This is a genomic window from Acinetobacter sp. P37, assembly GCF_057480965.1.
In genome coordinates, this window is sequence record NZ_JBLIYY010000009.1 from 109,368 (window position 1) to 136,314 (window position 26,947).

Here is a 26,947-nt window from a genome sequence, read left to right on the forward strand (position 1 = left end):
TTATGAGCTCATGGATTTTGACTTTAATTTGATCCTTGTTCCTGCCACAGTCATTTTTTTCTTAATTTGGCTATTGGATAAGTTTGTTTGGAAGCAACGGCAGACTAAAGGTAAGGGGAATGAAAATGTCGTTATCGCATGGGCTTATGATTTCTGGCCGATTCTAGCGATAGTCTTGGTGATGCGTTCATTCTTATATGAGCCATTTAATATTCCATCTGACTCTATGGTGCCAACCTTAGAGACAGGTGATTTTATTGTGGTGAATAAATATCAGTATGGCGTACGATTACCTATTATTAATAAAAAAATTATTGATGTTGGTGAGCCTGAACGTGGAGATGTAATTGTATTCCGTTATCCACCACAACCAACCATTAGCTATATTAAACGTGTGGTCGGTTTGCCAGGGGATCATATTGTTTATGATCATGGTCAACTGAGTGTGAATGGTCAGAAAGTGGCAAAAGTTCCAGTTGAATTTAGCCGTGAAAAAGATCAACTCGACACACCTACATCGATTTATCATAAAGAAACTATGGGTAAGCATACGTTTACTATGCGCGAGCTTGAAGGTGTCAATGTTGCGCGCCAAGCGCCATTTATCAACTATGTTGAAAATGGTAAATATTCAACAGAAAATGGTTTATATTGGGAAGTTAAGGTTCCTGAAGGTCACTATTTCGCGATGGGGGATAATCGTGATCAAAGTGCGGACAGTCGTTTTTGGGGCTTTGTGCCTGAAGAAAACCTCACTGGACGTGCTTTTTACAAGTGGATGCATAAGGAACCTGGTTTAAAACTGCCTTCATTTAGTCGTAATGGCAGTATTGATTAGTCTATAAAAATAGGAATATAAAATGAGACATCAACGGGGAACGTCTTATTTAGCTATAATGTTAGCTGTAGTTGGTTTTGCATTTATGGCGAAGGTTGCAATTGCAGTATGGGGGCCATATTTTGAGGATCGGATGATTAATAGTCAGATCCGTGAGCAACTTGTTAGTGCTCCTAAGAATATTAGTCCAGCTGGATTTGTAAAGGAAATGGATAAACGATTTAATATGAATATGATTGATATTAAATTTTCAGATATTGCACAAGTAAACAATGATAATGGTTTACGCGTGGAAAAAAATTATGAAATAAGAAAACCTTTCTTATTGAATATTGATATTGTGTTGAAGTTCGAGAAAAGTTTTGATCAAAGCTCAGTCCAAGCTAAATGAAGCTCGTTTAGCAAGTCGTATCGGTTATCAGTTTAAACAACCTGAATTGTTACAACTGGCCTTGACCCACCGATCGGTGAGCCATAAATACAATTATGAACGCCTAGAATATCTGGGCGATTCATTATTGGGTATGATAATTGCCAATTATCTGTACCATGCCTACCCGCATGAAAATGAAGGGCGTCTAACGCGTATGCGTGCGACACTGGTTCGTCAGGAAGCGCTAGGAAAAATTGCCAATGACTTAAAACTCAGTCAAGAATTAATCTTGAGTACAGGTGAGTTGAAATCTGGCGGTCATCATCGTGAGTCTATACTTGCGGATACTGTTGAATCGATCATTGGTGCAATCTATGTCGATTGTCAGGATTTAAAAATTCTGGAACCGATTGTTCTTAAATGGTATGTGCCATATTTAGATCATATTGAACCAACTGATCAACTGAAAGATCCTAAATCACGTTTGCAAGAGTATTTACAAGCACGTAAAAAACCTCTCCCGGTTTACGAGGTTGTAGATATTCAGGGTGATGCTCCGAACCAACATTTTAAAGTTGAATGTACAGTTGAAGGGCTCCCTGTTAAATACGGTGAAGGTTCAAGCCGTCGCTTTGCTGAACAGGCAGTAGCGGCAGAAATCTTAGAAATTTTGGAGAAAAAGTCTTAATGACTACTCATTCCGATCACGTAGATGCTGATCACGAGTCGCAAGGCGACAGTAACGATTTAATTAGTCAGTTTTTTAGTGCACAAGGCACTGAAATTCCTGCCGATTTTAAAAGTGGGTTTGTGGCGATTGTTGGTCGTCCAAACGTGGGTAAATCAACGTTGATGAACCATATTTTGGGTCAAAAACTTTCCATTACCTCTCGTAAACCACAGACCACACGTCATAAAATTGTGGGTATTGACTCACGCGAAAAATCTCAAGCGGTATTTGTAGATACCCCGGGGATGCACAAAAAAGAAGTCCGTGCCATTAATAAAATGATGAACCGTGCGGCACATTCTGCACTTCGTGATGTGAACTTAGTTTTGTTTGTGATTGATGCAGACAAATGGACACAGAATGATGATTTAGTGTTAGAAAAGCTAAAAAATGCCGATATGCCAGTGATTCTTGTGATCAATAAAATTGATACACTAGAGAATAAAAACCATGCATTACCATTGATACAAGAGCGTGCAAAATTAATGAATTTTGCAGAAATTGTTCCTGTATCAGCATTACGTGGTGCAAATTTAGATCATTTGCGCAGCACGATTGAGAAATATTTACCATTCCAACCACCACTGTATTCACTTGAGCAATTAACGGATCGTTCAGAGCGCTTCCTTGCCTCTGAAATTATTCGTGAAAAAATCATGCGTCAATTGGGTGAAGAGCTTCCTTATGATTTAACGGTTCAAATTGAGTCGTTTAAAACAGAAGAAGCAACAGTTAATCCAAAAACTGGTCGTCCTAAAGCGGCGTGTACCTATATTGATGCGACGATTTTTGTCGATCGCTCTGGCCAAAAAGCCATTGTTATTGGTGAGAAGGGCGCCAAACTGAAGAAAATCGGTATGGATGCACGTGTAGATATGGAAAAAATGTTCGAGCAAAAGATCATGTTGACGCTTTGGGTGAAAGTCAAAGGCGGTTGGTCTGATGATGAGCGTGCGTTGAAAAGCTTGGGTTATAGCGATATCTAATCGTTAAATAACAAACTTTGAGGGAAGAGTAATGATGAAAGTATTGGCCGTAGTTGCATGTGTTTTGTTTCTACAAGGGTGTATTCATAAAATCGTTACTGTTCCTGTCAAAGTGGCTTATAAAACCACAAAAGGCGTGGTTAAAGGTACTGCTGCAGTTGTGGGTGCAGTCATTCCAGATGGGGATGAAGATGAAGACGACAAGAAAAAGAAAGACAAGGATTAATATTTCAAATCATGCGTAATGAGATACTGCATGGTTATTTAATTCACCATCGTAAATATCGTGAAAAAAGTCATATTGTGCACTTGTTTACTCAGGAGCATGGTCGAATTGATGGTATTCTCAGGCAAACGCCACCTCCCCAGTATCAACCAATTTGCTTGCAAGCATCTGGTAAGTCCGAACTTAAAAACTTTAGTAAACTCGAAATTGTAAATCAACCGATTTTCTTTTTTGGGGATGCTTTTTTTTCAGGATTTTATCTAAATGAAGTCTTATTGAGGCTATGTCCGTTAGAGGTTGAGATGCCTGAGACATTTGCTCAATATGCACACACCTTGGAACAACTTCAATGCATGTCTGTCCAGGCCAACCCTGATCTATTCTTACGGCAAATCCTTAGACAATTTGAGCATGTGCTGCTTGAAGAGTTGGGTTTTGCGTTGGATTTTTCAACTGATGCAAATCAACAGCAAATTCAGCCTCATGAAAATTATCAATTTTATTTAAACGAAGGTTTTCAACCTGTCATTAAAGCCTCACGCGCAACATTGTCAGGTCAACATATTTTAAGTATGTGTGATTATGAAAAAGGTGGGGAATTTAATCCTGAACAGTTACAATTACTGTCTAAGTTGTACCGACAAATGATTACTTCCTTGCTTGGCGATCGTCCATTAAAAAGTCGTCAATTGTGGATACAGAATTATCAAACTCAACGTCATTAGGAAAGAATTATGGCAGCTTTGCTTGGTGTAAATATTGACCATGTGGCAACACTACGAAATGCACGTGGGACAACTTATCCAGATCCTGTGAATGCCGCAATTATTTGTGAGCAAGCGGGGGCGGAAGGGATTACGCTGCATTTACGTGAAGATCGTCGCCATATTAAAGATGATGATGTACGTCGTATGCGTTCTGTATTAAAAACCCATATGAATCTTGAAATGGCAGTGACCAATGAAATGGTTGAATTTGCCAAAGAGATTCAGCCGCATCATGTATGCTTTGTTCCTGAAAAGCGTGAAGAAGTCACGACTGAAGGCGGTCTAGATGTGGTTGGGCATTTTGAAGATGTAAAAAACGCGACTCAAGCACTTGCGGCGATTGGTTGCGAAGTTTCATTATTTATTGATGCTGACTTTGCTCAAATTGATGCAGCGATTGCCTGTGGTGCGCCTACGATTGAGTTGCATACAGGTGCATATGCAGATGCTGAAACACCTGAGGCGCAGAAAGCAGAGCTGGAACGTATTATTCAAGGTGCTGAATATGCGGCATCTAAAGGATTGATTGTGAATGCTGGCCATGGCTTAAATATTGACAATGTCACTCCGATTGCGCGCATTGCGCAAATTCATGAATTGAATATTGGTCACTCGATTATTGCTGATGCTGTATTTATTGGATTGGCACAGTCTGTGAAACAAATGAAAGCTGCGATTAAAGCCGCACGTTAATTTTTTAAGTAAAGTATATGTCAAATATTGATTATGATGCCCTAATGAAGCCAGTCATTGGCTTCTTGGGGTGTGAAACACCAAAAGCATGGCTAGATGAAGCTTTAAATAATTTGGATATCCTAATGCAGGATCATGCCAATTGTGAAAAGAAAGCTGCAAGTACAGCAATGAATTTGATGTTTCGTTATAGTTTTTTCTCTGATTTACAAATCAAACTAGCACAGCTAGTTCGTGAAGAAATGCTGCACTATGAGCAAGTGCTGGAACTGATGGCAAAACGTGGTCAGGAATGGACTGCAATCAGTGCTGGTCGGTATGCAGGTGGTCTACGCAAAGAAGTGCGGACTTATGAGCCAGAAGCGTTAATTGATATCTTGGTGATCGGCGCATTTGTTGAAGCACGGTCATGTGAGCGTTTCTATGCGCTTGCACCACATGTGGATGAAGAGTTGGGGCGTTACTACCGCTATTTGCTAAAGTCTGAATCACGCCATTATGAGGACTATTTAGCATTGGCCATGGATGTGGCGATGACCAATAAGCTAAAGAACCCGAAAGAAGATATTCAGATGCGTATTGAGTATATTCGTGAAGTTGAAAAAAATCTGATTAGCAGCCCAGATGATTTATTCCGCTTTCATAGTGGTGTGCCAGTCAAAGCAGCTTGATAAAATAATCCTCCAAAATGGGGGATTTTTTATGCACTTAAAATAAACGATAATAAGAATTATTTACAATTGTCTTGGGTGAATCTAAAATGAAACGATCTCTATGAATCAAACAATTTAAGCTCACTTATTCAATATGAAATTACAATTCACTTTACTCTGTATCGCTTTGTGTGCGGTTGGTCAGGCTGAAGCGCATTATCCTTATGTTGCACCTCTAAACTATCAAACATTTAATAATCATAGTGCCATTCTTTCTGGTTTTTATGACAATCCGTTTGTTTCTGAAATAGCCATTAAAAATTTTAATTTCCATGTACATACACCGTCAGGTGAAAAGCTGCATTTAACGGATGCTGATTGGGCAAAAACTCAAACAGTCAGCAGTTATAGTTTAGAAAATAAGCAGGATGGCACGTATCGTATTCGTGGTGAAAAGCAGGGAAGTACAGCGCGTTTTGCTTATGATCAAAAGCAGTGGAAAGCGTTAATCAATGGTGTACGTGATCCGCAAAAAACTGCGAATGCAAATGTCATTTATACAGCCGAGTTGACTAAAAAGTCGCAAATCAAAAGTATTCAAACCCAAGAAATCATTGAAACTTTTGTATCGCGCCGTGTAATGTCTACAAATGTAGTGAATTATTTGCATGATGGTTTTGATGTGCAATTTAGAACCCATCCGAATGCCATTATGCAAAATGAGCCAGTACAACTGAAAGTGCTAGATCAGAAAAAAGCGGTTGCGGGTTTGCAGATTGAAATTTTGCAGCAAACAACGGATTACAGCCGTGAAGGAAAAGTTTATAAAACGCTTAAAACTGATCAAGAAGGAAACTTGAATTTTAGCCTATCAGATCGTGGTCAGTATTTACTGAAAATTGACTATCAGCAGCCTTTTGAAATGAAGGGAGACGCATTAAAACGATATAAATATACTTTGAGTTTTAATGTGATCTAAAGCGAAGGGTAGTTAAATGAGAAAAAGCTCTGCGATTTGCAGAGCTTTTTTATGAAAATGATTTAGCTATCTTTAGGTTCAAGATAAAACATCGATAAACCTATCAATAAAATTAAACTGGTTTGAGCGAAAAAGTGTTTATTAAAACCGCCATAATATTGCTGCGAATAGCCTGCAATTAGTAAATAACCCGTTAAATAAAGCAATCGATAATATCGGCTCTCAAAACAATAACAGACACTTGCAAAACATAAAATCAGACAACCAATCACCATATAGTGGATATCCCAAATGATGGTGTTGATTACAAATAAAAGTGCTGAAAGTGCGCCGATAGATAAATTACGAAGGCTTTCAAACCCTTGAAAAATGTGCATCAAAGCGAATATGAAGAGTGGTAATAGTGCAAGTACATATTTTATTTTCATATTCTTTTGCGCTATGAGCATAAAATTTTGCTGTTTCTCAACAATGGGGCTGGTACCGATACTTAGCCTAAGCCATTGAAGGGTTAAGTGTTCAGGGATGTTGGCTTTAACTAAAAATTTGAGAGTGGCTTGTGGTGGAATAATATAATTTTCTTGGAAATCATGGCCATAAAACATCCAAGACTTATTGGTTTCCAATGTGTGATATTGCGTATTTTTTTGAGTTGAGATGTTAAAGGGTTGTCCACTTGCATTTAACCCAGCTTTCATACATGGTGTTTCTTTTTCATGAACAATACATAACGGCAGTACCGAAATTTCAAGATCTTTTCGTGTTTGTTGCTGACCTGCAAAATCGATATGAACATATAGCTGATCAGATTGGTTTTGCAGCGTAATCGGTGTGCTTGACCAATATAGTCCTTCTGTCATCTCGTTCAATACAGATTCAGATATTTCGGGAATAGTATTGTGATTTTGAAACTGCTGAGGTGGAATCAACCATTGTAGCTTGCTGTCAAGAAGGGTGTTCGATTCACTATTATATAAATTGGGTGGTGTTTTGAAATGTTGCTCAATTTCACTTTCGGGTGTGCAGCTCACCAAATAAATTGCAAATGGGCTGATAAAAATCAAAAGAAAAATGAATGCAGTGAGATAGTGTTTTAAGGCAGTTTTATTTGATTCAGCATCAACTTGAATGAACATTTTTTTATTTTAATGACAATGACTTATAGATTATATGTAAATCATAGGCATTAAAAAAGCCCATTTAAATAAATGGGCTTTAGAATTTGGCTCTCCAACCTGGGCTCGAACCAGGGACCTGCGGATTAACAGTCCGTCGCTCTACCGACTGAGCTATTGGAGAATCTGAATGCGATTATAAGCAGATTTTGAGGAGGGTCAAGCTAAAAATACCAATATGAGGAGAAATGCGTGATAGATGTTTTTTATTTGAACAAAAAGAATGATTTTTTAGAAAAAATGAATCTTAGGCTTGCAAAGAAAAAATTCAATTGATAGTCTGAATGCAACAACAGAGCGTTTAAACATATGTTTAAACAGTGTGGATTTAAACCCAACTTGCCAGCACTAAAATGGCTAAACAGGAGAAAGCGAATGAATACGCTGACTATTTCTCAGATTTTTTCAAACTTTACTTTTTATCAAGAAAACTATCTTTCTATTATCAGTAATCAAGAGCAATATCAAACACCTGTCGAAGGTGCATACGTTGACGTTTGGCCTTTGGGTCGACGTGACTTGGCATTGGGTGATTTATTACAACTGTGGTTTAGTGAAAAATGGTTGATCAACGCGCCATGTCATTTACGTTTTGAACATCAAGATGATGGTCGTCGTGTGCCTTTGCAACGCAAGCAAGACTTGTATTTATACCAATTGGCAGGTAATGCATTATCAGGCTCAAATCGTTCTAAAGTATGGTCTATTTCAGAACAACGGGAACTTCGTGTTGAGTTAGATAGTGCTTTAAAATATTACTGCTTTCAAAAGGGCAGTAATCGCATTGATCTAAGCGAAGGCCAATTAATTCGTGCCTTACATTCAGCAATTTAAGTTTGAATCATCATCTGCTCGCATTGAATTGCGAGCAGAAAAATAAAAATATTAAGGACGTATAATCATGCAAGTTGCAGTTGCATGTGCATAAAGTTTGCCATTGTCATCAATAATTTTCCCTTCAGAAATCCCTAAATTTTTACTGATATTAATGACTGTTCCTATAGCAGTAAGTTCAACATTCTTTGGGATCGGACGACACATTTTAATATTTAAGTCGATGGTGCCATAACCCACACCAGCCTCTAATGCCGAGTGTACGACACACCCTGTAACTGTATCTAAGACTGTTGCTGCAAAGCCACCATGCACACCACCAAGGGGATTTAAATGGCGCTGATCGGCTTTTACAACAAACTCTACATTACCTTGCTCAATCTTTTTGGGTTGCATTGGAATAATTTCACTAATGCTTGCGGGTGGAATTTGGCCTTGCATCATTGCCTTTAAAATTTCGAGTCCAGTCATTTCTTTGATGTTCATTGGTATATCTCTGGATAGGTTAGTTTTGTGGTTATTTTGGGTTCTAAAATGGAACTTATTTAAATAACATAGCTGAAAACGTAAAAAGAATGCAAACCAAAGATTTGAATATGAAGGTTAGTTTTAGGTTTTATCGTTTGGCTTTTTAATATTTAAGTCGATTTGAAGGAAGTCAAATGGGCTGGATGAGCTTTGTTATTTAGTTTGAACCGCGAAAAAAATTGATCAAAAGCGTGTTGAAGTGAAGCGTATTTATATATTCTTTTGATGAGTATAAAAAACCCGCGATATGCGCGGGTTTTTTAAATCTAGCTTTTTAAAAGCAGATTATTTTTCAGCAGCAATTGAAGCAATCGCAGCATCTACGCCTTCGATTGAATCAGCAGCTTTTTTGATACGTGCAAGCGCATCTACAAGTACTTCGTCTGCAGTTGCATAAGAAATACGCATGTAGCCACCAAGACCGAACGCATCGCCAGGAACTACTGCAACACCAGTTTCTTCCAACAACCATGCAGAGAATTCTGTGCAAGATTTTAAACCTTTGGCACGAATTAAAGGACGGATGTTTGCGTATGCATAGAATGCACCGTCAGCAGGAAGGCAAGTGATACCGTTGATGTCGTTCAAACCTTTCACAACTAAGTCGTGACGGCGTTTGAATGCTTCAATCATTGGCTCAAGAACGTCTTGAGGGCCATTCAATGCAGCTTCAGCAGCAACTTGTGAAATAGAAGTTGGGTTTGAAGTTGATTGAGATTGGATTTTTTTCATCGCACCAATAAGTTTAGCAGGGCCCGCTGCGTAGCCAATACGCCAGCCAGTCATTGCATAAGCTTTAGATACACCGTTAAGAACGATTACGCGATCGTAAAGGTCTGGTGCAACTGTTGCGATGTTGTAGAATTCGTCGTCCCAACGGATTGGTTCGTACATATCATCAGAAGCAACTAAAACTTCTGGGTATTTACGTAGTACGTCAGCTAAAGCAAGCAATTCTTCTTTAGTGTAGATCATACCTGTTGGGTTAGAAGGGCTGTTTAGAACCACTAAACGAGTTTTGTCAGTGATTGCAGCTTCTAATTGAGCAGGCGTAATTTTGAAACGTTGGTCTTCACCACATTTCACGATTACAGGAGTACCTTCAGCAATGATCACCATGTCTGGGTAGCTTACCCAGTAAGGAGCAGGGATAATTACTTCGTCCCCTTTGTTTAACAAAGCAAGTGCCAAGTTAAAGAAAGATTGTTTACCACCACAAGAAACCAAAATTTGGTTTGCAGCGTAATCAAGGTTATTGTCGCGTTTTAATTTAGCAATAATTGCTTTTTTAAGACCTGGAGTACCGTCAACAGCTGTATATTTAGTGAAGCCATTGTTGATAGCAGCAATTGCAGCATCTTTGATGTGTTGTGGGGTATCGAAATCCGGTTCACCTGCGCCTAAACCAATTACGTTTTTACCAGCAGCTTTCAATTCAGCAGCTTTGTTAGTAACAGCAAGTGTTGGGGACGGTTTGATGCTATTTACACGATCAGACAGACGTACGTCCACGGCAGTATTCCTTCTTATAGGGATTAAAAAATAAAAAGCACACTATCTTAGCTTAAATGCACAATAATGGGGAGTGGCAAAATCAACAATGTGCAAAAAAGTGTGATATTCCATCCTACCCCTATAATTAAGAAAATTTACATTGCGTTACTTAAATTTTTAATCAAATTTTATGGAAAAATCTTAAAGTCACGGATAAAAAAAGGGCATAAAAAAGGCCACAACCTGTGTGACCATTTTTAATAAAATTTAATACTTCAAATACTTTGCTTATTGAACAAAACGCGATAAATCTTCTTCAGGGCGAGCAGTTAGCACTTCTACACCATTTTTTGTTACAAGTAGCGTGTGTTCGTACTGTGCAGACAAGCTATGATCTTTAGTCACGACAGTCCATTTATCGCCAAGAAGTTTGGTTTTCCAGTCGCCACCATTCACCATTGGTTCGATTGTAAAGGTCATGCCTTCTTCTAAGATCATGCCTGTATTTGGTTGACCATAGTGTAAAACTTGCGGTTCGTCATGGAAAACGGTACCAATACCATGACCACAATATTCACGTACAACACCAAAACGTTCTGATTCAACATATTGTTGAATAGCATGGCCTATATCACCCATGGTTGCGCCTGGTTTTACCACCGCCATACCACGGTACATGGCTTCTTGGGCAACTTTGCATAAACGGTTCGCTAAAATAGATGTTTCACCACCCACGATATACATCATGTTGGTATCACCATGGTAACCATCTTTGATCACAGTGACATCGATGTTTAAGATGTCACCTTTTTTTAATTTTTTGCTTTCAGATGGAATACCGTGACACACCACATGGTTCACTGAAGTGCAGATAACGTGCTGAAATGCTGGACGACCCGGCGCAGCGCCATAACCTAAACATGCAGGAATAGCTTCTTGTTTATTGACAATATAGTCATGACAAATCGTATCAAGTTCTAGGGTAGTCACACCTGGAACAATATGCGGTTTGATCATATCCAAAACTTCTGCCGCCAGTCGACCCGCGACGCGCATTTTTTCAATTTCGTCAGGCGTTTTAATTAATCGACGTGGAGCTTCGTAAGTACTGTTCATGATCTCTAAAAACTTTTGGAAATTTGTATGTGACTATGGTATAAATAGCCGCCCATTTTATCAAATGCTTTTTCGTGAATATCTTTCACGAGCTTTGTGCGATGGGGCAATAAAATCCGCACATATATCGACACATTTCTCTGGGTGCCTTTTTAGGTGGAGAATGCGGGTATATGGAGGCCTAACCCAAACTTTAAGGTAAAGAAAATGGCAGATTACAACGTAAGCATGCGCGACCTTCTTCAAGCAGGCGCACACTTCGGTCACCAAACACGTTTTTGGAATCCAAAAATGCGCGAATACATCTTCGGCGCGCGCAACAAAATTCACATCATCAACCTTGAGCACACTGTTCCTGCGTTAAATGATGCTTTGAACTTTGCTAACAACTTGGCTAGCAAAAAGAACAAAGTTTTGTTCGTTGGTACAAAACGTGCAGCTTCTGCAATCATTCGTGAACAAGCTCAACGTGCAGGTCAACCATATGTTGATCACCGCTGGTTGGGTGGTATGTTGACTAACTGGAAAACTCTTCGCCAGTCAATCAACCGTCTAAAAGACCTTCAAACTCAATCTACTGACGGTACTTTCGCTAAACTTACTAAACGTGAAGCTTTAGAACGTACTCGTGAGATGGAAAAACTTGAACGCGCTCTTGGCGGCGTTAAAAACATGGGTGGTTTACCTGACGCATTATTCGTAATCGATGTTGATCACGAAGCAATTGCAATTAAAGAAGCTAAAAACCTTGGTATTCCTGTTATCGGTATCGTTGATACAAACTCTAACCCAGACAACGTAGACTACGTTATCCCTGGTAATGACGATGCGATCCGTGCAGTTACTCTTTACGCTTCTGCTATGGCTGATGCGATTCTTGCTGGTAAAGAATATGCTCAATCACAAGCAAATGCACAAGCTAAAGGCGAAGAAGCTCCTGCTTCTGAGGCTTAATGCGTTTGACGTAAGCTTGTCATTTTTGCGACACGTGATGGTGGCAAAGTAAGCGTCATGTATGCAGACGGCCCAAGAGACAGCTCTGGGCCGTTTCTGTTCTAAAAAGAATTCATTTTCTACCGTATTTAGGAGATTAACATGACTGCAGTTACAGCAAGCATGGTTAAAGAATTGCGCGATCGTACTGGTCTTGCAATGATGGAATGTAAAAAAGCATTAACAGAAGCGGGCGGTGACATCGAATTAGCGATCGATAACCTTCGTAAATCTGGTCAAGCTAAAGCTGCTAAAAAAGCAGGTAACATTGCTGCTGACGGCGCGATCACTATCGCTCAAGAAGGCAACAAAGCAATCCTTGTAGAAGTGAACTGTCAAACTGACTTCGTTGCTAAAGACGAAAACTTTGCTGGTTTCTCTGCTAAAGTTGCTGCTGCTGCGCTTGCTGCTGGTGTAACTGACGCTGCTCAAATTGCTGAATTGAAACTTGAAGATGGTGCTACTGTTGAAGAAGCTCGTATCGCGCTTGTTCAAAAAATCGGTGAAAACATCCAAGTACGTCGTGCTCAAATCGTTGAAGGCGACAACCTTGCAGTTTACAAACACGGTTTAAAAATCGGTGTTGTAGTTGCATACGCTGGTGATGCTGAGACTGGTAAAGGTTTGGCTATGCACATCGCTGCATTTAACCCAGTTGCTGTAAACGAAGCTGGCGTATCTGCTGAACTTATCGCTAAAGAAAAAGAAATTGCTGAAGCGAAAGCAATTGAATCTGGTAAACCAGCAAACATCGTTGAAAAAATGGTAACTGGTTCAGTTCAGAAATACTTGAACGAAGTTGTTCTTGAGAACCAAATGTACGTTATCGACAACGATAAGAAAGTTGCAGAAGTTCTTAAAGCAACTGGTACTACTGTTGCTAACTTCGTACGTTTCGAAGTTGGTGAAGGTATTGAGAAAAAAGCTGAACTTTCTTTCGCTGAAGAAGTTGCTGCTGCTCAAGCTGCTGCAAAATAATCTCTGATTATTTGTAGAAAAAAGCCCTCGTTTTAGAGGGCTTTTTTTATGGCTGTAGCTTTACTGATTTCAAAGCTATTTAAACTTTATATTGTGTGCATTCTTGTGCATAGATTCTATTTTTATCCATATTAATGACTATAATGAGTTGAAAATTTAGATTTAAACTCTCTTATGGCAAACAAAACAAACTTAACCATCGGCGGAATTATTGTTGCGCTTGCAGCCGCTTATTTCGGAATTGATTTACAACAACAAAAATCTGCACCAGTTCAGACGACAGCGGAACAAAACGCACAGCCACAAATAGAATCAGTACAATCCGCAGATGCTCAACAAAAAGGGCAGAGTGCTGAAGATATTATTGCGCATGCATTTAAAAATAAACTCAGTAATGTTCAGGTTGAGGGTGCAGGTCAAGTCAAAGCAGTACTACGAGATGATAATGAAGGTAGTCGCCATCAAAAGTTCATTTTGACCTTAAATAATGGTCAAACGCTTTTGGTCGCGCATAATATCGATCTTGCTCCACGAATTGATGATTTGCAAAAAGGCGATACAGTTCAATTTTACGGTGAATACGAATATTCAGATCAGGGTGGTGTGATGCATTGGACACATCACGATCCGAATGGACGTCATCAAGATGGTTGGTTAAAGCATCAAGGTAAAACCTATCAATAAAAATCACGTAGTCATTTTTAACTTTAGTCATTTAAATGATCATGATTCAGATGAAGCTATCAACATAAAATTGGATTAATCATATTGAGTAAAAGCCAGTGTTTAAACACTGGCTTTTTGGTCGTATAAATAGAAAAAATGATTGGAAATACCAGAGATAAATACACCTATAAACAATAGGGTTTTAAGCATCGAATATGAAGAAAACCGATGTGGAAGAAGTGAAAAAGAGATCCATGAAATTAATCGTGCTCTAAATGCTCTTTATTTGCGATTTATGGCGTGTTTTCCAATTACCAAGTACTTTGCCTGCAAATGTATCTAAACACCAAATAGGGCCAATGAGGAGGAATTGGAGATCTTTGAAAAAAGAGGGCTTTTTACCTTCAATTTTATGGCCATAAAATTGACCAATCCATGCGAATATAAAGAGCGCGATATAAAAGCCATATCCAACTGGTAACACCCAAATTAGCCATGCCATGATTAATGTTAACGCGGCCATTGCAACAGCAAGGACAATGTCTAAACGTGCGTAAAAGATAAATGCTAAAGCAAGTAAGACAGCAGTAAGTAGCGCGCTAAAATGCGCCAATATGCCAACGATTGAAAAATAAATCGTGGGTACGCAAATCCAGTGAATCATTTTATTGGTTTTATTTTGATGACTTTCGCTGTATTCATCAAACCATTCGTTGATTGTTTTCATGATAGTCCTTAATCATGGGGAAGGACTCCAATATAAACAAGAATGGGGGATAGGTCAAAAGCAGCTTTACTGATGATTTGAAAGGCTAAGAGGCTTCAAATAAAAAAACCACGCTAAGCGTGGTCTGTTAAATGCAGTCACTTCATTGGAGAATTAAGAATTTGGACCGTCTACGCGTTCAATACTCACGTTTGCAGTACCCGCACTGGTAATACCCAGTTGCTTAGCAGCACCATAAGATAAATCAAGAACACGGTTACCATGGAATGGACCACGGTCATTTACTTTCACCACGACACTTTTACCATTATTGCGATTCGTAACACGGATAAAGCAATTAAGTGGCAGGCTACGATGTGCTGCTGTAAGTGCGTTCATGTCAAAAGTTTCACCACTTGCTGTTTTACGACCGTGGAATTGACGACCGTACCAAGAAGCAGTACCTGTTTGAGTGAACTTACGAACAGTATTCGATGCAACAGTATTTAACTTTTCAATCACTGAAGGCTCATCTTCAGGAATTTCGATTTTAGCAGCGATTGTTTGACGACGAATTTTATCGCCAGAACGCTCAGTGATTGAAAGGCTACTTAAATTCGTAAAGTTTGAATTGAAGCTTTGAGCTTCTTTATTCAATACACGAGCTGCAAGACGCGAGTTGTCATTATCATGATTGAATGATGATGACTGAACCATCTCAGCTTGTGACTGACTTAGCGCAACTGCCGTGGCAACCGCTAAGGCATATTTAATAATTGATGACTGCATTGTTTATCTCCCAATGGCATATTTACTGGTTCAACTAAGTCGCTGATATCCATGTAAACACGTCTGATATTTCACTTTTGCAACTATATTTAACGAGATGGATAATATTCATGCCATCAATAGGCTGTCTAGTGTTTAATTAAAATACTTTGAAAATGTCTAAAAAATTAACAACAGTTGTTTAAAAAATAATCAATAATGTAACAAGGTGTGTAAAATGTCGAATAAATGCTCATTTTGGTGAAAATATTTATTGACTTTTTTGCTCTATAAGAAAAAACCAGTCTTATCGACTGGTAACTTCAGTGCCTAAAAGCCATAGTGCAGTCGCATACATACGGCTTTTGTTATAGGTTGTAATGACCTGAAAATTTGGATAAGTGATGTAATAAATTGGTCCATAACTATCTTGCAATTGGATGACATTGACCAAATCGAGATCATCGATTTTTACTAATGGATTCATAGGGGTTACACCTTGAGCCTTGAGTACACCATAGGGTGTTGGCTGGTTTAAATCCTTTGCAATAATAGCATCTGGGTTGTTTCCGCTATAGCGAGCAGCAAAAGCAATCGGTTGATTACGCTGCCAACCATAATTTGCTAAATAATTTGCAATTGAACCAATGGCATCGACAGCTGAATTACGCAGGTCAACATGACCATTGCCATCGTAGTCCACACCAAATTTTGGAATGTTACTTGGCATAAATTGAGGATAACCCACAGCACCTGCATATGAACCGACGACAGAGTTGGTTGGAACACCATCTTTATATGACCAAGCAATCAGTGCAGCAAGTTCATCTTGGAAATATTGCGCACGGCGTTCATAGCCAAAACCAAGGGTCGCCAAAGCATCACGGGTAATAAAATTACCTTTATTGCTGCCATAGCCTGTTTCAACACCCAAAATGCCTAAAATCACGGATTGAGGCACACCAAATTGTTGTTCTGCACGATTTAAAGTGTCGGCATATTGATTTTTGAAGCGAACGCCGCGTTGAATTGTACTTTCAGCTAAAAAATTGGTTTTATATTGATACCAAGGCTTTGATTCACCAGGTCTATTCATAATGCTAATAATGTTGGGTAGGTTTTTACTGCCTTGCATTGCCCAATCAATTTGATTTTCACTCAGACCATAGGTTTGCATTGCATTTTGTTTAAAGCTTGCATATGCCGGATGAGATTGGAAGTCGTTGGCCTGACAAAAACTGGTCAGTGAAAGTGAACCGGCCATAATGGCAATATGTGATAGTTTTTTATAAAAATTTCGATTTAGCATAAATAAAAAATTTCCAGTTGCTTTAGCGATGAGTATGAACAAAATTTCGAGGGGAAAAGATCCTGAAAATTGTGATGACCTTCTGGTTTCATAGCTCATTAAAAGTTAACGTTACCAATAGCAACTAAGATACCACTGACAGCGCATGCTTTCATAAATAGATATACAAAAAAAGACAAAGCAAAGGGTTTTTTCGCAGTTAACATATTGAAAAGTGACATATTCATTTACATAACTTGCAAATATTCACAAATCATTTGAAATAAAGATGACTCTAAAACTCATGCGTCATAAAAACGCAGAACGAGTAAACTTTATCGCGTTGCGAAATACTGTTTAGAAGCTACAAAAGTTGCAATGTTATATCTAAAAATAAAGGGACAGGATTAAAAAGGTACCGGTCTAAAACACCCATATGCAAGCAGTGGTTTATTCATTACATAGTTTTTGTTCGCCAGCGCTTCAATGCTGTTGAAAACGTCGCTATATATAGTAGAAATATAGACTGAATGATAAAAAAGAAAGAGATTGAATATTAAAATGGACGCATTGAAATTTAAGCCAAAATGACGGCTCACATTAAAATATGATCTATATTCAGGTTCTTCCTGTTCTTTGTAGATTTTTAAAAATTGTGGATATCAATGTACTGTCTTTCTTTTAATAAAAATCTGTTCAATTCTAGAACTGTGTTTGCATGACTATATAGTCATTGTATCGGGATTCGATTTTATGCGTTTAGCCATAAAAAAACCTAGCCAAAGCTAGGTTTTGACGAAAAGCGAGATTTATTTGTTAAACATCACATCATGTGCTTCTGCAAGGGCACCTAGCTCTTCTTTGGTTAGATTTGGGAAAATCTTATCAATTGCAATATGAATAGCTTTAATCACAGCAGAAGAACCGATATCGGCTGCTTTACGTTTAATCATGCCTAAATCGAGAGTTTTATTAAAGTCATTCATAAAATGACGCACTGCAGCTTCAGCAAACTGTTTATAGAGTTCACCAAAAGCAGCTTTATTTATATCTGCGCCCGATTTAATTTCCGCATAACTATTTTTAAGGTTAGTGACTAGTCCTGCATCTAAACTTAGACCTACACGATAAGTGCCAGTCGCGTCTTGAAATAAACTTCGTTCTGAAAATTCAATGGATTGTTTCACCACATCATTCGGAGATTTACCTAGTAGTTGCTTTAACAATACAGCGACTGTTGATTTGACATAGCCAGCCAGTTTTTCTGCTGTGTCGCGCTTATCGCTTGCAGGAAACAGATGAACAGGAGCTAATATAGTTGCACCAATGATTTCTTCATTAATCAGCAAAGCTGTTTTATCACGTAAAGGATAAAGTGGTTCACTCGAATTTTTTTTCGCGTGACCAGTTTGGATACTGCTTAGAAGTTCCTCAGAAGGAATAAAACCAAAAAATGGCATCACTAACCTCAATTTTTTTATTGTCGCGCCAATCGAATGGGGCGAGGCATCCATGTTAAATCCGATACACGACAAGGGTTGATATCCAATCCACCACGGCGTGTATAGGCAGCATATACCATCAGCTGACTTGGTTTTAAATGTTGCCAAATATCGGCAAACATTTGCTCCACACATTGTTCGTGGAAACCATTATGCTGACGGTAAGAAATAATATAAGCCAGAATACTACGATAACAAGGCTTAGTACCTTTATACCGTATAAATACCGTTCCCCAATCAGGTTGACCCGTGACTGGACAGTTACTTCTTAATAAATGTGAATAAAGTTGAATTTCAACTTCTTCTTGCGCTGCATCTTCATCTAAAGAGAGTAAAGCTGCATTTGGATGATTTTCTAACTGGGTGGGTTCTAAGTCATCAATACAGATGCCTTGCGGTTTTGAAATTTCAACTTCATCAACATGAAATAGATCAATAGTCACAGCGGCATTGGCTGCAGCAGATAAGTCTTTTTCAACGGTTGCTTTAAACGCTGCCTGAGAATCAAATTTGGTAAAGTTCATACTATTAAAGTAGAGCTTTAAAGATTTGGATTCGATCAGGTTGTCTGAACTTGCAGGCAAAGTTAAACGGCCAATAGCGACTTGAGGCACACCAGAAGCATTTAACCAAGAAATTTCAAAAACATGCCACCAGTCTGTACCTTGGCGGATGCCTTCCACATGGGCATATTGTTCACGTGCAGTGGCACGTGCAATCGGAAACAGAATATCGGGTTGATATTCTGTTGGGTAGTTGGTGTCTTTACCTAAAAGGGATTGTTCTACACTCATTATTCACGCATTCCTGAACCACGAGAAAGTAAATGATACGCCACGCCATAAAGTACAACGCAACATGCAGTAATTACTGTCAGTGAAATGCCGACATTCACATCGCTATGGCCCAAAATACCGTAGCGGAATGCATTGACCATATACACGACAGGGTTGATTAAAGAGAGATTTTGCCAAAAAGGACTCAATGATGAGATGGCATAGAAAACACCGCCTAAATAAGTCAGCGGAGTCAGGACGAAAGTCGGGATAATCGAAATGTCGTCAAAAGATTTTGCATAAACAGCATTAATAAATCCGCCAAGAGAAAACAGCAGCGAAGTAATGAGAACTGTATATATAGTTATAAATATATTAGTCAGGTGTAATTCAGTAAAAAATAGGCTCATGGCAGTAACAATAAAGCCGACTAAAACACCACGGCAAACGCCACCGATCACATAACCCCAAAGCACCATGTGTAACGGCACTGGGCTCATGATTAATTCTTCGATGCTTTTTTGAAATTTTGCACTAAAGAAACTGGATGACACATTGGCATAGCTATTGGTGATGACCGCCATCATAATTAAACCGGGCACGATGAACTGCATATAGCTAAAACCACCCATTTGCCCAATGCGTGAACCGACTAAATTACCGAAAATCACAAAGTACAAACTCATGGTGATTGCCGGTGGGAGAAGGGTTTGCGGCCAAATACGCATGAAACGGCGAATTTCTTTATACACTAAGGTGTAGAGGGCAATACACAGTTGGTTAAAATTCATTGTGCTGCACCTTCAAGATTTTTTTCGACCATACGGACAAACAGTTCTTCTAGTCGGTTAGATTTATTACGCATACTTCGAACCTGAATACCTTGAGATTCCATGAGTTGGAATAAATCATTCAAGGTATGGGCTTTATCCATAGTGACTTCTAAGGTGACAGGATCTACTAAGTTGAAACGGACACCAATAATTTCTATATGGATCGGTTCAATGGGTTCGGCTAGATCGAAAATAAAGGTTTCTTCATTCAACTGACTGAGGAAACCTTTCATGCTGGTGTCTTCTTTAATCACACCACGATCAATAATTGCGATTCGACGGCACAACATTTCAGCTTCTTCTAAATAGTGTGTCGTTAAAATAATGGACGTGCCTTTTTCGTTCATTTCAGTGAGGAAATCCCACATCGAACGGCGTAGTTCAATGTCAACACCAGCAGTCGGCTCATCTAAAATCAGTAGTTTAGGTTCATGCATCATGGCACGAGCGATCATTAAACGGCGTTTCATACCGCCCGATAGCATGCGTGCTTGGGTGCTACGTTTTTCCCAAAGGCCAAGCTTTTCTAAATATTCCTCTGCACGTTTCTCTGCTATCTTTTTAGAAATACCGTAATAACCAGCTTGAGTCACCAAAATATCAAATGTTTTTTCAAATTGACCAAAGTTAAATTCTTGAGGGACAACGCCCAAACACTGCTTTGCATGCGAGGGATGGGTATCTAAATTGTACCCAAAAATTTCGACAGTGCCTGAAGTTTTACGGGTTAGTGAACTGATAATACTAATCGTGGTAGATTTTCCTGCACCATTGGGACCTAACAGTGCATAAAATTCACCTTCGGGTACTGTTAAATCAATACCTTTAAGCGCCTGAAACCCATTTTTATAGGTTTTTGACAGCTGCTTTAACGTTAGTGCATCAGTCATAAATAATTCACTCTATAAATAGTGTGAGTATTGTGCGATATCGGGGCAAATAAACCAAGTAAATCGTATGGAATTCTGCATTTTATAAATAGAACGTTGTATAAAGCTTAAGCAGAAAAAAGCCTAACATCTATATAGTTGCTTTACCTTAGAGTTTTTTTTGTTATGATGTGCGCAATCCAAAATAAGCGCTCATAGCTCAACTGGATAGAGTACAGGTCTCCGAAGCCTGTGGCGTGGGTTCGAGTCCCGCTGAGCGCACCATTTTTTAGTTTTGACTTTTTAACTAAATTTTGCAAATCAACTGCTTTTTTTATATCTCTATTTCTATTCATCCCAATCAATTTCAAAAAACAATATTGATGTATCTTTTTCCAAACACATAAATTTCAAAATATTTCTCAATCTTTTTATTGAAAATTAAAAGTGATACAAAACTTTAAATTGAAAGCTTATAAATAGTGGCAATAGTAATTTCACTGTATTTATATCTGCATCTAAATGAAAAGAATCTATTGAAAACACGATTATAAAAGTCATGCACCAAAATAGTGGAGCTTGGAAACTTAATAGAACACTTATCGTTTTGTATTGCCTAAATAAAATAGGGAAATGATTGTTTTTTTAATACTAAGATATTGAAAAATAATAAAAAATTAATTTTGGCATGATGTGTGCAATACAGTATTCAAACTTGGATACAAGAATGAGCACATCAATGAACTCAATAAAAACTTTAGGCTGGACTTTAGCAGAATGGAAAGCGGGCTACACGAATAACACAATTCAACTCGAAGACTTATATGCCTTGGTCGAGCAATTTGATCATGCAGATCCAGCATGGATTTCCATTGCCTCTATAGAGCAATTAACTGCGCAGATTGAAGCTTTAAAACAAATTGAGAATGCTACTGCTTTGCCTTTATTTGGTGTGCCTATTGCAGTTAAAGACAATATTGATGTGGTGGGCTTTGCGTCAACGGCTGCATTCAAATTATTTACGGACATAAAAACTGAAGATGCCTATGTGGTGCAACGCTTAAAACAAGCGGGTGCGATTATTGTAGGCAAAACCAATTTAGATCAATTCGCTACTGGTTTAGTGGGTACACGTTCGCCATTTGGTGCTGTGCCGAATACTTTTAATTCTGACTTTGTAAGCGGTGGTTCAAGTTCAGGTTCAGGCAGTGTGGTGGCGCGCGGTTTAGTCCCGATTGCGCTCGGTACAGATACAGCAGGCTCAGGGCGTATACCCGCAGCATTTAATAATATTGTTGGTTTAAAGCCAACCAAAGGTCGCTTTTCAAATACAGGCTTATTGCCTGCCTGTAAGAGCCTCGATTGCATTTCAATTTTTGCCTTAACCGTCGCTGATGCAACTGCAGTGGCAGAAGTTATGGAAGGTTTTGATGTAACCGACAGTTATTCACGTGTGAATCCTGCTACAGCGCCTGCAAAGTTCAGCGCACAATTAAATTTAGCCATTCCAAAACAATTAGATTTTTTTGGCGATGCTCAATCTGTTGTTGCATTTCAGCAAGCATTAATTGAATTAAAAAACTTAGGTGCAGAACTGACTGAAATTGATTTCAGTGCTTTTAGTCAATTGGCGAGCCAACTTTACCAAGGGTCATGGGTTGCAGAGCGTACTGCTGCAGTTGCAGACTTATTAGAAACATCGGTACACGACTTTGATCCAACAGTTTTAGAAATTATTCAAAAAGGCCAGCAGTATACTGCGGTTGATGCTTATAACGCCGAATATTTAAAGCAAGAATTGGCTCGAGACATTCAGCAAACCTTAGCGCAATTTGATGCCTTAGTGGTGCCAAGCTCGCCAACCATACACACGCTTGCAGAAATGGCTGAATCGCCAATTGAAAATAATAGCCATTTTGGCACCTATACCAACTTTACCAATTTAGCAGACCTCAGTGCCATCGCTGTACCTGCAGGCTTTCGTGCCGACGGGCTGCCTTTTGGAATCACATTCATTGCACCGGCTTGGCACGATACGGCTTTAGCAGATTTTGCCGAAAAATGGCAAAAGCATTTGAAATTACCACTCGGTGCAGTAGCTAAAACATTGCCTGAAGCAAATTCAGTCATGTCTGCACCATCCGCACAACATTTTCGAGTTGCAGTCGTAGGCGCACATCTCACAGGCATGCCACTCAATTTCCAACTGACAACACGCCAAGCCGTGCATGTTGAAACCACAACCACTTCTGCCGATTACGCCCTCTATGCACTGCCGGGCACAGTACCGCCGAAACCAGGTTTAGCGCGTCAGGAAGCGGGTCAAAAAATTATTGTCGAGCTTTGGGATATTCCAAAAGCACGCTTTGGTGAATTTGTCGCCGAAATTCCAACACCACTGGGTATGGGTAATATCGAGCTTGCCGATGGACGTTGGGTGAAAGGCTTTATTTGTGAACCTTATGGCCTAAACGGTGCAAAAAATATCAGTGAATTTGGCGGCTGGCGCGCCTATATCCAATCACTGCAAGCAACAACAGCAAAATTAAATTAAAAAAATCGGGGGAAATAATCATGTTTAAAACAGTTTTAATTGCAAACCGTGGTGAAATTGCTGTTCGTGCGATTCGTACATTAAAGAAACTCGGTGTTCAGTCGGTTGCCGTATATTCAGAGACAGACCGTTATGCACAGCACGTCTTAGATGCAGATGTAGCAGTTTCACTTGATGGTGTTAAACCTGCAGAGACTTATTTAAGTATTGAAAAATTGATTCAAGCAGCTAAACAAACTGGCGCTGAAGCAATATTTCCCGGTTATGGTTTTCTATCTGAGAGTGCCGACTTTGCCCGTGCATGTGAAGAAAATAACATTGCCTTTATGGGGCCAACGGCGGAACAAATTTTAGAATTTGGTTTGAAGCATCGTGCACGTGAATTGGCTGCAGCAGCCAATGTACCCATGACACCCGGCACAGGTTTATTGGCAAATTTGGATGAAGCACTCACATCTGCTGCAGAGATTGGCTATCCCATCATGCTGAAAAGCACCGCTGGCGGTGGCGGGATTGGTTTAACCCGCTGTGATGATGAACAATCATTAAAAGATGCGTATGAAAGTGTAAAGCGTCTAGGCGAGCAGTTCTTTAAAGATGCGGGCGTGTTTCTCGAACGTTTTGTCGATAAAGCTCGTCATGTCGAAGTACAAATTTTTGGTGATGGTTTAGGTCAAGTCGCTGCTTTTGGTGAGCGTGACTGTTCCTTGCAGCGCCGTAACCAAAAAGTGGTGGAGGAAACACCAGCACCGCATTTACCAGAAGCAACCCGTCAAAAATTGCACCGTGCTGCCGTAGAGCTCGGTCAATTGGTGAAATACCGCAGCGCAGGCACAGTTGAGTTTATCTATGATGCTGCCCGTGATGAAGTGTATTTCCTTGAAGTGAATACCCGTTTGCAGGTTGAACACCCTGTAACGGAAATGGTGACGGGTTTAGATCTGATTGAATGCATGCTGAAAGTGGCAGCAGGTGATGCTTTAGATTGGGAAAAACTCAGCAATATTCAGCCCAATGGCGCTGCCATTGAAGTGCGTATTTATGCGGAAGACCCAGTGAAAAACTTCCAGCCAAGTCCTGGTGTACTCACGGATGTATATTTCCCTGAAGACATCCGTGTGGATACGTGGGTATCTACAGGCACAGAAATTTCACAATATTTTGACCCGATGATTGCCAAAATTATTGTGCATGCTGCAGACCGAGACAGTGCGATTGCCAAGCTAAAAACAGCCTTGGCGGAAACCCGCCTGAATGGCATCAGTACCAACTTAGACTATGCACATACCGTAGTATCAGATGCACGCTTTGAAAATATGCAAATCTGGACACGTCTACTGGATGATTTTAAATACGTGCCAAATGTAATTGAAGTGCTACAACCGGGAACGCAAAGTACGATTCAAGACTATCCGGGGCGTGTGGGCTATTGGGATATCGGCGTACCGCCATCAGGCCCGATGGATGATTATGCATTTCAGTTGGCCAATCAAATTGTCGGTAATCCAAAATCAGCAGCAGGCTTTGAGTTTACCTTACAAGGGCCGAGTCTAAAATTTCATGCAGACAACATTGTAGCCCTTGCAGGTGCGCCATGTAGCGCGACTCTAGATGGTGTGAATGTCGATTTTTGGCAACCGATCAGCATCAAAGCAGGGCAAACATTAGTACTTGGACAAGTTGAGTCGGGTTGCCGTACTTATCTTGCGATCCGTAACGGGCTAAATGTACCTGAATATCTAGGCAGCCGCTCAACCTTTGCATTGGGTAATTTTGGCGGTCATGCAGGGCGAGTGCTGCGTGCAGGTGACATGATTAAAATGGTCAATCCAAGCTTGCCTTTAGATGGATTGGAAATTGCAACAGCAGCACCGCAAGCTTTAGCTGCAGAGCGTGTTCCAAGCTATGGCAAAGAATGGAAAATTGGTGTGCTCTATGGCCCGCATGGCGCACCAGATTTCTTTAAACCTGAATATATTGAAGAATTTTTTGCTTCAACATGGAATGTGCACTTTAACTCAAACCGTTTAGGCATTCGCTTAACAGGCCCGACACCAAGCTGGGCACGTGAAAATGGTGGTGAAGCAGGTTTGCATCCATCCAATGTGCATGACTGTGAATATGCCATTGGGGCGATTAACTTCACTGGTGATTTTCCCGTGATTTTGGCTAAAGATGGCCCAAGCCTCGGTGGCTTTGTTTGCCCAGTGACGATTGCCAAAGCTGAACTTTGGAAAATTGGTCAACTTAAGGCAGATGACAGCATTAGTTTCTATCCGATGAGTGTTGAACAAGCCAATGCATTGGAAGTTCATCAAATTGCCGATATCCAAAACTTTGCTCAAGCACCTGAAAGGTCAGAGTTGGTCAATTTTGAATGCAAGCCTGAAGGGATATTGGCTGTGCGTGAAGCAGATGCGTATGCGCCGAAAGCGGTGTATCGTCAGGCAGGTGACAATTACATCTTGCTAGAATATGGTGAAAACGTCCTCGATTTGGCTTTACGCTTACGTGTTTATAGACTGATGCAATTGATTCGTGAAGCGAACATTGATGGCATTTTAGAGCTTTCACCAGGTGTACGTTCACTGCAAATTAAATATGATGGATTGCGTTTCAGCCAAGCGAATTTGATCCAGTTTTTATTGGGTCTCGAAAATGAGATGGGGGATTTGAGCCAAATCAAAATTCCATCCCGTATTATTCACTTGCCGATGGCATTTGAGGATTCGGCCACTTTAGGTGCTGTAGAACGTTATCAAGAAAGTGTCTGTGCCAAAGCGCCTTGGTTGCCAAATAACGTCGATTTCATTCAGCGCATTAATGGCTTAGACAGTCGTGAGCAAGTCAAAGACATTCTTTTTGATGCAAATTACTTAATTTTAGGTTTGGGCGATGTGTATTTAACTGCACCTTGTGCAGTGCCAATTGATCCGCGTCATCGTTTGCTCAGCTCGAAATATAACCCTGCACGTACTTTTACTGCAGAAGGCACAGTGGGTATTGGCGGTATGTACATGTGTATTTATGGCATGGACTCACCGGGCGGTTATCAGTTGATTGGTCGTACATTGCCCATTTGGAATAAGTTTAAAAAGAACAAACAGTTTGGCGATCAGCAATGGTTCTTACGCTTCTTTGATCAAATTAAATATTATGAAGTAACCGAAGCTGAACTGGATCAATTCCGTGCTGACTTTGCCAATGGTGTGGCGGAAATCAAAATTGAAGAAACTGAATTTGATTTTGCAGCCTATCAAGCCTTTTTGGAAACAGAAAAGGACAGTATTGCAGAATTTAAAGCACAGCAGCAACAGGCATTTACAACTGAAGTTGAATGTTGGAAAGATGAGTTTGATGCACCTGCGGAAATGGAAACCCTGCAAGATGATACCGACTATAGCCAGTATGCAGCCTTGAATGCATCGATGACCGGAAACATTTGGAAAATTTTTGTCGAAGCTGGACAGTCTGTGAAGAAAGGTGAGACTGTAGCTATTATTGAAGCGATGAAAATGGAGCTTCCAGTCTATGCCGATGATGATGGTATCGTGAAAGCGATTATTTGCCGTGCAGGACAAACGGTACATAGCGGTGAACCGCTGGTTTATATGGAATAAAC

The 26,947-nt window shown here is 39.8% G+C and carries 26 protein-coding genes and 2 tRNA genes; 16 read left to right on the forward strand and 12 right to left on the reverse strand.

From position 1 onward, the window contains the following. Positions 1 to 10: 10 nt before the first annotated feature. From lepB to AC25JC_RS10255, 9 genes are all read left to right on the forward strand, one after another. Complete coding sequence (gene lepB, locus AC25JC_RS10215) at positions 11 to 838, forward strand: signal peptidase I (RefSeq protein ID WP_180023354.1); 828 nt, start codon at positions 11 to 13, stop codon at positions 836 to 838. Between the two features lie 22 nt (positions 839 to 860). Then, a complete protein-coding gene (locus tag AC25JC_RS10220) occupies positions 861 to 1,229 on the forward strand; it encodes a DUF4845 domain-containing protein (RefSeq protein WP_078190327.1) in 369 nt (122 codons plus the stop codon). Further along, complete coding sequence (gene rnc / locus AC25JC_RS10225) at positions 1,201 to 1,899, forward strand: ribonuclease III (protein ID WP_111883979.1); 699 nt, start codon at positions 1,201 to 1,203, stop codon at positions 1,897 to 1,899. The genes AC25JC_RS10220 and rnc overlap by 29 nt, the downstream gene beginning before the upstream one ends. Next, entirely contained in the window at positions 1,899 to 2,927 is a 1,029-nt protein-coding gene (gene era / locus AC25JC_RS10230; protein WP_067765139.1) for a GTPase Era, read from the forward strand. Before rnc ends, era begins: the two co-directional genes overlap by 1 nt. 31 nt (positions 2,928 to 2,958) lie before the next feature. Beyond that, positions 2,959 to 3,153, forward strand: coding sequence for an NF038104 family lipoprotein (locus AC25JC_RS10235; RefSeq protein WP_078192000.1), 195 nt, complete (start codon positions 2,959 to 2,961; stop codon positions 3,151 to 3,153). 8 nt (positions 3,154 to 3,161) lie between these two features. Next, a complete protein-coding gene (gene recO / locus AC25JC_RS10240; RefSeq protein ID WP_249680314.1) occupies positions 3,162 to 3,878 on the forward strand; it encodes a DNA repair protein RecO in 717 nt (238 codons plus the stop codon). A 9-nt stretch (positions 3,879 to 3,887) separates the two neighbouring features. Further along, a complete protein-coding gene (gene pdxJ / locus AC25JC_RS10245) occupies positions 3,888 to 4,613 on the forward strand; it encodes a pyridoxine 5'-phosphate synthase (RefSeq protein ID WP_180003244.1) in 726 nt (241 codons plus the stop codon). Between the two features lie 17 nt (positions 4,614 to 4,630). After that, complete coding sequence (locus AC25JC_RS10250) at positions 4,631 to 5,284, forward strand: MiaE family protein (protein WP_249680177.1); 654 nt, start codon at positions 4,631 to 4,633, stop codon at positions 5,282 to 5,284. 136 nt (positions 5,285 to 5,420) lie between these two features. Beyond that, positions 5,421 to 6,245, forward strand: a complete 825-nt coding sequence (locus AC25JC_RS10255) for a DUF4198 domain-containing protein (RefSeq protein ID WP_249680180.1) — start codon at positions 5,421 to 5,423, stop codon at positions 6,243 to 6,245. Between the two features lie 62 nt (positions 6,246 to 6,307). Here the strand turns inward: AC25JC_RS10255 and AC25JC_RS10260 are convergent, their stop codons facing one another. Next, positions 6,308 to 7,381, reverse strand: coding sequence for a hypothetical protein (locus AC25JC_RS10260; protein ID WP_249680182.1), 1,074 nt, complete (start codon positions 7,379 to 7,381; stop codon positions 6,308 to 6,310). A gap of 87 nt (positions 7,382 to 7,468) precedes the next feature. Beyond that, a tRNA-Asn gene (locus AC25JC_RS10265) sits at positions 7,469 to 7,544 on the reverse strand. Between the two features lie 251 nt (positions 7,545 to 7,795). Between AC25JC_RS10265 and AC25JC_RS10270 the strand changes: the two genes are divergently transcribed. Next, complete coding sequence (locus AC25JC_RS10270; RefSeq protein WP_180115018.1) at positions 7,796 to 8,254, forward strand: hypothetical protein; 459 nt, start codon at positions 7,796 to 7,798, stop codon at positions 8,252 to 8,254. Positions 8,255 to 8,305: 51 nt separating this feature from the next. Here the strand turns inward: AC25JC_RS10270 and AC25JC_RS10275 are convergent, their stop codons facing one another. The 3 genes from AC25JC_RS10275 to map all read right to left on the reverse strand — a co-directional run bounded on the left by AC25JC_RS10275 (position 8,306) and on the right by map (position 11,392). Further along, positions 8,306 to 8,740, reverse strand: coding sequence for a PaaI family thioesterase (locus AC25JC_RS10275; protein WP_249680184.1), 435 nt, complete (start codon positions 8,738 to 8,740; stop codon positions 8,306 to 8,308). Positions 8,741 to 9,067: 327 nt separating this feature from the next. Next, on the reverse strand, positions 9,068 to 10,294 hold the full coding sequence (locus AC25JC_RS10280) for a pyridoxal phosphate-dependent aminotransferase (RefSeq protein WP_111883988.1): 1,227 nt from the start codon (positions 10,292 to 10,294) through the stop codon (positions 9,068 to 9,070). Positions 10,295 to 10,564: 270 nt separating this feature from the next. Then, the gene (map, locus tag AC25JC_RS10285) at positions 10,565 to 11,392 is read right to left on the reverse strand and encodes a type I methionyl aminopeptidase (protein WP_078191991.1); all 828 of its coding nucleotides are present in this window, start codon (positions 11,390 to 11,392) and stop codon (positions 10,565 to 10,567) included. A gap of 207 nt (positions 11,393 to 11,599) precedes the next feature. On the opposite strand from map, the gene rpsB reads away from it, so the two are divergent. The 3 genes from rpsB (at position 11,600) to AC25JC_RS10300 (ending at position 14,047) form a co-directional block, all read left to right on the forward strand. Beyond that, the gene (gene rpsB, locus AC25JC_RS10290; protein ID WP_078190314.1) at positions 11,600 to 12,346 is read left to right on the forward strand and encodes a 30S ribosomal protein S2; all 747 of its coding nucleotides are present in this window, start codon (positions 11,600 to 11,602) and stop codon (positions 12,344 to 12,346) included. Between the two features lie 141 nt (positions 12,347 to 12,487). Continuing rightward, complete coding sequence (tsf, locus tag AC25JC_RS10295) at positions 12,488 to 13,363, forward strand: translation elongation factor Ts (RefSeq protein WP_078191990.1); 876 nt, start codon at positions 12,488 to 12,490, stop codon at positions 13,361 to 13,363. A 174-nt stretch (positions 13,364 to 13,537) separates the two neighbouring features. Then, complete coding sequence (locus tag AC25JC_RS10300) at positions 13,538 to 14,047, forward strand: DUF3465 domain-containing protein (protein WP_249680189.1); 510 nt, start codon at positions 13,538 to 13,540, stop codon at positions 14,045 to 14,047. Positions 14,048 to 14,300: 253 nt separating this feature from the next. Here AC25JC_RS10300 and AC25JC_RS10305 read toward each other — a convergent pair whose 3' ends face one another. From AC25JC_RS10305 to AC25JC_RS10335, 7 genes are all read right to left on the reverse strand, one after another. Beyond that, entirely contained in the window at positions 14,301 to 14,756 is a 456-nt protein-coding gene (locus AC25JC_RS10305; protein ID WP_486923977.1) for an Mpo1 family 2-hydroxy fatty acid dioxygenase, read from the reverse strand. Between the two features lie 153 nt (positions 14,757 to 14,909). Continuing rightward, positions 14,910 to 15,524 (reverse strand): septal ring lytic transglycosylase RlpA family protein, encoded by a 615-nt coding sequence (locus AC25JC_RS10310; RefSeq protein WP_078190310.1) that lies wholly within the window; start codon positions 15,522 to 15,524, stop codon positions 14,910 to 14,912. A gap of 286 nt (positions 15,525 to 15,810) precedes the next feature. Beyond that, positions 15,811 to 16,812, reverse strand: a complete 1,002-nt coding sequence (gene mltB / locus AC25JC_RS10315; protein WP_078190309.1) for a lytic murein transglycosylase B — start codon at positions 16,810 to 16,812, stop codon at positions 15,811 to 15,813. A 788-nt stretch (positions 16,813 to 17,600) separates the two neighbouring features. After that, positions 17,601 to 18,251 (reverse strand): hypothetical protein, encoded by a 651-nt coding sequence (locus AC25JC_RS10320; protein ID WP_486923978.1) that lies wholly within the window; start codon positions 18,249 to 18,251, stop codon positions 17,601 to 17,603. Between the two features lie 17 nt (positions 18,252 to 18,268). After that, on the reverse strand, positions 18,269 to 19,087 hold the full coding sequence (gene queF / locus AC25JC_RS10325; protein ID WP_111883994.1) for an NADPH-dependent 7-cyano-7-deazaguanine reductase QueF: 819 nt from the start codon (positions 19,085 to 19,087) through the stop codon (positions 18,269 to 18,271). Then, positions 19,087 to 19,860 carry an ABC transporter permease gene (locus tag AC25JC_RS10330; RefSeq protein ID WP_111883995.1) on the reverse strand — a complete coding sequence of 258 codons (774 nt, stop codon included), beginning with the start codon at positions 19,858 to 19,860 and terminating at the stop codon, positions 19,087 to 19,089. Before AC25JC_RS10330 ends, queF begins: the two co-directional genes overlap by 1 nt. Further along, positions 19,857 to 20,792: an ABC transporter ATP-binding protein gene (locus AC25JC_RS10335; RefSeq protein WP_486923979.1), complete on the reverse strand. Its 936-nt coding sequence runs from the start codon at positions 20,790 to 20,792 to the stop codon at positions 19,857 to 19,859. Before AC25JC_RS10335 ends, AC25JC_RS10330 begins: the two co-directional genes overlap by 4 nt. Before the next feature lie 188 nt (positions 20,793 to 20,980). On the opposite strand from AC25JC_RS10335, the gene AC25JC_RS10340 reads away from it, so the two are divergent. From AC25JC_RS10340 to uca, 3 genes are all read left to right on the forward strand, one after another. Further along, positions 20,981 to 21,056: transfer RNA gene (locus AC25JC_RS10340), tRNA-Arg, on the forward strand. A 454-nt stretch (positions 21,057 to 21,510) separates the two neighbouring features. Next, positions 21,511 to 23,325 carry an allophanate hydrolase gene (gene atzF, locus AC25JC_RS10345; RefSeq protein WP_486923980.1) on the forward strand — a complete coding sequence of 605 codons (1,815 nt, stop codon included), beginning with the start codon at positions 21,511 to 21,513 and terminating at the stop codon, positions 23,323 to 23,325. A 20-nt stretch (positions 23,326 to 23,345) separates the two neighbouring features. Next, on the forward strand, positions 23,346 to 26,945 hold the full coding sequence (gene uca / locus AC25JC_RS10350) for an urea carboxylase (RefSeq protein WP_486923981.1): 3,600 nt from the start codon (positions 23,346 to 23,348) through the stop codon (positions 26,943 to 26,945). Positions 26,946 to 26,947: the final 2 nt, after the last annotated feature.